The sequence below is a fragment of the Rhodomicrobium udaipurense JA643 genome (assembly GCF_000636015.1).
GTDB classification, from domain to species: Bacteria; Pseudomonadota; Alphaproteobacteria; order Rhizobiales; family Rhodomicrobiaceae; genus Rhodomicrobium; species Rhodomicrobium udaipurense.
On record NZ_JFZJ01000167.1, the window covers coordinates 1 to 6,068 of the forward strand.

The 6,068-nt window shown below is 63.7% G+C and carries 7 protein-coding genes; all 7 read left to right on the plus strand.

Annotated elements, in window-relative coordinates; translation table 11 throughout:
• Window positions 1-1,205: NADH-quinone oxidoreductase subunit NuoN (nuoN, locus tag T281_RS15935; protein WP_037241750.1), on the plus strand; the 1,205-nt coding region annotated here is incomplete at its 5' end.
• Between the two features lie 6 nt (window positions 1,206-1,211).
• On the plus strand, window positions 1,212-1,964 hold the full coding sequence (locus T281_RS15940; RefSeq protein ID WP_037241753.1) for a biotin--[acetyl-CoA-carboxylase] ligase: 753 nt from the start codon (window positions 1,212-1,214) through the stop codon (window positions 1,962-1,964).
• A gap of 48 nt (window positions 1,965-2,012) precedes the next feature.
• Complete coding sequence (locus T281_RS15945) at window positions 2,013-3,701, plus strand: ribonuclease J (RefSeq protein WP_037241756.1); 1,689 nt, start codon at window positions 2,013-2,015, stop codon at window positions 3,699-3,701.
• Between the two features lie 26 nt (window positions 3,702-3,727).
• On the plus strand, window positions 3,728-4,132 hold the full coding sequence (gene mce, locus T281_RS15950; protein WP_037241758.1) for a methylmalonyl-CoA epimerase: 405 nt from the start codon (window positions 3,728-3,730) through the stop codon (window positions 4,130-4,132).
• 5 nt (window positions 4,133-4,137) lie between these two features.
• On the plus strand, window positions 4,138-4,365 hold the full coding sequence (locus tag T281_RS15955) for a hypothetical protein (RefSeq protein ID WP_037241761.1): 228 nt from the start codon (window positions 4,138-4,140) through the stop codon (window positions 4,363-4,365).
• Window positions 4,366-4,555: 190 nt separating this feature from the next.
• Window positions 4,556-4,774, plus strand: coding sequence for a hypothetical protein (locus T281_RS19195; protein ID WP_162173202.1), 219 nt, complete (start codon window positions 4,556-4,558; stop codon window positions 4,772-4,774).
• 179 nt (window positions 4,775-4,953) lie between these two features.
• Window positions 4,954-6,068 (plus strand): FAD-binding protein (locus tag T281_RS15960; RefSeq protein WP_037241764.1); only part of this gene is annotated, 1,115 nt, incomplete at its 3' end.

A 6,068-nucleotide genomic window follows, 5' to 3' on the forward strand; every position in this document is an offset into this window, starting at 1 on the left:
CGGGCGCGGCGCTTGCGATCCTGCTCTCGCTCGACTATTTGCGCCGCGAACGCATCCTGCGCTTCGAATATCCGGTGCTGATCCTGCTGGCGACTGCGGGCATGATGCTGACGATCTCGGCGAACGACCTGATTTCGCTGTATCTCGCGCTCGAATTCCAGAGCCTCGCGCTTTACGTCCTCGCGGCATTTCATCGCGATAATCTGCGCTCCACCGAAGCCGGGCTGAAATATTTCGTGCTGGGCGTGCTGTCGTCGGGCCTCCTGCTCTACGGTTCGTCGCTCGTCTACGGCTATACCGGCGCGACGAATTTCGCGCGCATCGCCGAAGCCGTGCATACAAGCGGCGCATCGGTGGGCCTCGTCTTTGGCCTCGTCTTCATCCTCGCGGGGCTTGCCTTCAAGCTCGCGGCGGTGCCGTTCCACATGTGGACGCCCGACGTTTACGAGGGCGCGCCGACGCCCGTCACCGCCTTCTTCGCCACCGCCGCCAAGATGTCGGCCATGGCGATGCTGATCCGCGTCGTGCTGACGGCCTTTCCCGACGCGACGCAGCAATGGCAGCAGATCGTCATCGCGATTTCGGTCGCGTCGATGGCGCTCGGCGCATTCGCCGCCATCGGGCAGAAGAACATCAAGCGTCTGCTCGGCTATTCGTCCATCGGACATGTGGGTTACGCGCTTGTCGGCCTTGCTGCCGCCGTTCCGGGCGGAGCCGCCTCCGACGGTGTGTCCGCCGTGCTGATCTATCTCGCGATCTACCTCGCGATGACAGCCGGTGCTTTCGCCTGCGTGCTCGCCATGCGTAACGGGCGGACGACCTACAGCGAAAGCATCTCCGACCTCGCTGGCGTGTCGAAGGAGCAGCCGCTGTTCGCCTTCCTGTTCGCGATGCTGTTGTTCTCGCTTGCGGGCATCCCTCCGCTCGCGGGCTTCTTCGCGAAGCTGTATGTTTTCAACGCCGCCGTTCAGTCGCAGCTTTACTGGCTTGCCATCGTCGGCGTTGTTCTTTCGGTGATCAGCGCCTACTATTATCTTCGTATCGTGAAGGTGATGTATTTCGATGAAAAGGGCGAAACCTTTGAGCCGATAGCGCCATCCGTGAAGATCACGCTCGGCATCACCGCCGCGTTTACGCTTCTGTTCTTCCTCTATCCGAGCCCGCTCAAGCTAGCCGCCGACGCAGCCTCGCGCACATTCTTCTGAGGCTCGATGACGCTTCGTCCTGAAATACCGGTTCTTCGCTTCGACAGCATCGATTCCACAAACGAGGAGGCCCTGCGGCAACTTGCTGCCGAGGCCGACCTCCCATTATGGATCGTGGCGCGGACGCAGACGAAAGGGCGGGGCCGGGCGGGGCGCTCGTGGCAGTCACCCGAGGGCAACGTCTACGCGACGCTTGTTCTGAAGACCGCCGTCAGCGCGGCCACGGCGACGCAACTTTCCTTCGTCGCCGGGCTGGCCGCGCACGACGCAGCGGCCGCGCACCTGTCGCCGAACGACGCCTCGCGCCTCCGCTTGAAATGGCCGAACGATCTCATGCTCGGCCGCGCGAAGCTCGCGGGCAACCTGCTCGAAAGCATCTCGCTCGCCCACAATCGCGGCCTCGCCGTCGTCCTCGGCGTCGGAATGAATGTCGCCGCGCCGCCGGACGACACCGGACGCGAGGTGGCATCGCTCGGCCTCGCGCCGTCGTCCGCAGACGCGGTCTTCGCGTCCCTCGCCAGAGCCTTCGACATCTGGCTCGCACGCTGGAATGAGGGCAGGGGCTTTCCCGCGATCCGCGAAGCGTGGCTCTCCCGCGCGCTGGCGCTCAACGAAACAATCAGCGTAAATTTGAACAGCTCTATTATTCGCGGTAGATTTTGCGGCGTCGACGATACCGGCGCATTAAAGCTTACGACCGAGGCGGGGGTTGTCATGACCGTCACCGCGGGCGACATTTATCCAGATGCGCTTCGCTGATCGCCAAGGCCAGCGACTTAACTCCCTTTGTTGGAAACCATAAAAAGAATGACTGTGACAGGAACGCCTGCCAATCCCGAACTCGTGTTTTTGCCCCTCGGCGGCATCGGTGAAATCGGCCTCAACGTCTACCTTTACGGCATCGGCCCCGAGGACGACCGCCAATGGCTGATGATCGATTGCGGCATCACCTTCCCCGACGATTCCGAGCCCGGGGTGGACGTGGTTCTGCCCGACCTCCGGTTCATCGAAAACGATCGACAGAACCTCGCGGGCATCCTCATTACCCACGCGCACGAAGATCATATCGGCGCGGTGGCCGAGATGTGGCCGAAGCTGCGCGTGCCCGTCTATGTGACCAAGTTCGCCGCGCATCTCCTGCGCTCGAAGCTTCAGGAACACAGCCACGGCTCCGAAGTGCCCATCGTCGAGATGGCGCAAGGGTCGCGGTTCAACATCGGGCGGTTCGACGTCGATCTCGTCACGGTGGCGCACTCGATCCCCGAGTGCAATTCCGTGTTCATCCGCACGTCCGCCGGCAATGTGCTCCACACGGGCGACTGGAAATTTGACGATACGCCCGCCTATGGCGATCCGAGCGACGAAGCGAAATTCGCGCGGCTCGGCGACGAGGGCGTGCGTGCGCTGATCTGCGACAGCACGAATGCGCTCGTCGAGGGCATCAGCGTCACGGAAGAAGTGGTCGCGACAAATCTGAAGCTCGTCATCGGTCGTCAGAAGGGCCGCGTCGCGCTCACCACCTTCGCGTCGAACGTCAACCGCTTGATTTCCATCTCGGAAGCCGCTCGCGCCGCAGGCCGCGAAGTGGTGCTGGTCGGTCGCGCGATGCACCGCATCGTGGAGGCCGCGCGCGATTCCGGTCTCTGGCCGGAGCACCTCACCTATTCGGATCAGGACGCGTTTCCCTCCATTCCGCGCGATAAGGTTCTGGCGCTCGTTACCGGCAGCCAGGGCGAGGCTCAGGCCGCGCTTGCCCGGATCGCGAAGGGCGAGCATCCGTTCGTGAAATTCGACCAGGGCGACAGCGTGATCTTCTCCTCGCGCACGATCCCCGGCAACGAAGACTCCGTGATCCGCATCCAGAACCAACTTGCGGACCGTGGGATCTCGATCATCACCGAGGCGCACGAAGGGCCGATCCATGCATCCGGGCACCCGCGCCGGGGTGAACTCACGCGCATGTACCGGCTCACGCGCCCGCAATACGTCATCCCCATGCATGGCGAGCCGCGCCACCTCGAAGCGCACGCGACCTTCGCCGAAGGCCACGGCATCATGACACTGCGCGGCGTGCGCGACGGGAAGCTTGTGCATTTGGGGCCAAACTCTCCGCATATAGCGGACAGCGGCATACCGATCGGCCGCCTTTACCGCGATGGCAACCTCGTGCTCGACGCGGGCGATCCTTGCGTGACTGAACGCAGGCGGCTTTCGTGGAACGGCTATATCGCCGTGTCGGTGGTGATTTCGCGCAGCGGCGATCTCGCGACCGACCCCGTCGTCAGCATGGCGGGCCTGCCTGCGCGCGACGCCAAGGGCCTGCCGATGAGCGAGCGCGCGCTGTCCGCGGTCTACAATGCGGTGGAAAGCATCCCGCGCCCGAGACGCAAGGACCCCGCGTTGATCCGCGATGCGGTGACGCGCTCCGTGCGAGCCGAAATGCGCCTCGTTTGGGGCAAGAAGCCGCTTTGCTCCGTGCTTGTTTCCGTGCTTTAACCGCCACTAAACGAGAGGACCGTCGCATGATCGGACGCCTGAACCACGTGGCGATTGCCGTGAAGAATCTGGAAGCGGCCGCCGCCGTCTATCGTGAGACGCTCGGCGCGGAAGTGTCTGATACCGTGCCGCAGCCGGACCACGGCGTTTCCACGATCTTCATCACGCTGCCCAACACGAAGATCGAGCTGCTGGAGCCGCTGGGCGAGAGTTCGCCGCTCGCGAAGTTCCTCGAAAAGAACCCGGATGGCGGCATCCACCACATCTGCTACGAGGTGGACGACATCCTCGCCGCGCGCGACAGGCTCGTGGCGAAAGGCGCGCGCGTGCTGGGCAATGGCGATCCCAAGATTGGCGCGCATGGCAAGCCCGTGCTTTTCCTTCACCCGAAGGATTTCTGCGGCACTCTCGTGGAACTTGAACAAAGGTAAGCGCCATGAACATCTTGCTGGCGATTGCGCTCTTTGTGACTTGCTGGTGGATCGTGTTTCTTTTCAGCATCCCCCGAAAGGTCGGCGCCGATGGCGAAATTGCAGCCCCTCGTACCGGCCTGTTCGCTAATGTGGTGCTGGCGACCGTCGTGGCTACGGTGATTGTCCTGGCGTTGCATGAGGCGATCTCGCTCGGCATCATCGACACCGCCGCCTTCCTCCCCCGAGAATAAAAAGAAAACAGCAAGGCGAACCTTGCTGTTTCAAGTTTCTGCTGCTGGCTTTTATATTTTTGAACACCTGCGCCCTTGGGGACGGCACAAGCGCTTTCCTCCCTAGACTTGGGCGCCGTGCCTCGTTCTGTGCTCAGCCATCCGTTACCCATGCCAAATTGTTATGGCAGACTAGCGAAAAACGCAGAGGTTGTCACTTCAACTTATGGGCAATGAGGCAAAAAAATACGCGCATTGCCTACGAACGCATCAAGCCATTCCATTTAAGCTTCGAATGACGGACTTTATGGCGCGTTTTGGAATGATTTTGCGCGAAGTGGCGGAGTGGACTGCCTATTTAGATAAAGCCGCCGCCGCTCCTGCCTGTCGGCTGGCCCATCCGCAAGCACTTCGAAAATCGATGCCGTAGCGCCCGGGTCATGGCCGCTTCGTTCGGCAAATAAAGCCGCGTTCCAGCGATCAGGTCGATACAAGCTGATCGGTAGCGCGCCTCCAAGCGGGCAGGATATCTCGACGCGAGTTGCAAGGCGCTGGCCGCACGAGGAAATTTCCTATATGTGAGGCGCAACCTCAACACCCTCGCGCGGCATGACAGGCGCACTTTCCGAACAGGTTCTGGTGATCGGCGGCGGACTGGCCGCGCTCGCGGCTGCGATCTCGGCGCGTCGCGCGGGCGCTCGCGTGACGATGCTCGAAGCCGCCCCGCGCGAGCTTCGCGGCGGCAACACGCGGCATTCGCGCAACCTGCGGATCGCACACGATGCGCCGACCGCGCAGATTCCCGGCTCCTATCGCGAAGACGAGTTTCTGGCCGACCTCGCCAAGGCGAGCGATGGCCGGAACGGCGCGGGCGTGTCGCGGCTGCTCGTCCGCGCTTCGACCGATCTGCCGTACTGGCTCGCCGCGCAGGGAGCCATGTTTCAGACGCATGGCATCCCCTATTCGCGCAAGACCGCTTTCTTCCTCGGCGGCGGCAAGGCGGCGGTGAACGCGCTTTACGCGACGGCTGAACGGCTCGGCGTGCGCATCCTCTATGGCGCGCAAGTCAACAGCATCGACCTTGAGAGCGGCGCGGCCGGGGCGCTCCGTCCCCGCGCGACGGTGCTCGCCTGCGGCGGCGCGCAAGCCGCCATGCCAACCACGATGCCGGGCTTCATCAATCGCGGCACGCCTAACGCGCGGGGCGAGGTTCTGCGCGCAGCGCTGGCGCAAGGGGCCGCGGCCGTGGGCGACGCGGACGCGGCGCATCTCGTGGCGGTCGACGCGCGCTCGCCGGAAGCCGATGGCGGCATCGTCACACGCGTGGACGGCATGGAACACGGCATGGCAGTCGATGCGCGGGGCGCGCGCTTCGCGGACGAAACCACCGTCACCGGGCCGACGCGCTACGCTACCTGGGGCCGCCTCGTCGCCGATCTGCCGGAGCGCCGCGCCGTCCTTGTGCTCGACGCCAACGGCATCGAACGCGCGCCGCTTTCAATCTTCCCGCCGCTCGAAGCGCCGACGCTGGCGGAACTTGCTGCCCGCATCGGCGCGGACGCCGCCACGCTGGAAGCTTCGGCGCGCGAGTCGGGCCGCGTGGCGCGCCCGCCGTTCTTCGCCTTCCCGATTCGGCCGGGCATCACATTTACCTGCCTTGGCCTCCGAGTCGACGAAACCGCGCGCGTTGTGCTGCGCGACGGCTCGGCTTGCGCGAATGTCTT

Excerpts from the sequence above, each read along its gene's own strand:
- T281_RS15945 (WP_037241756.1), top strand. The coding sequence starts at position 2,013 with ATGACTGTGACAGGAACGCCTGCCAATCCCGAACTCGTGTTTTTGCCC.
- T281_RS15955 (WP_037241761.1), top strand. The coding sequence starts at position 4,138 with ATGAACATCTTGCTGGCGATTGCGCTCTTTGTGACTTGCTGGTGGATC.
- T281_RS15940 (WP_037241753.1), top strand. The coding sequence starts at position 1,212 with ATGACGCTTCGTCCTGAAATACCGGTTCTTCGCTTCGACAGCATCGAT.
- mce (WP_037241758.1), top strand. The coding sequence starts at position 3,728 with ATGATCGGACGCCTGAACCACGTGGCGATTGCCGTGAAGAATCTGGAA.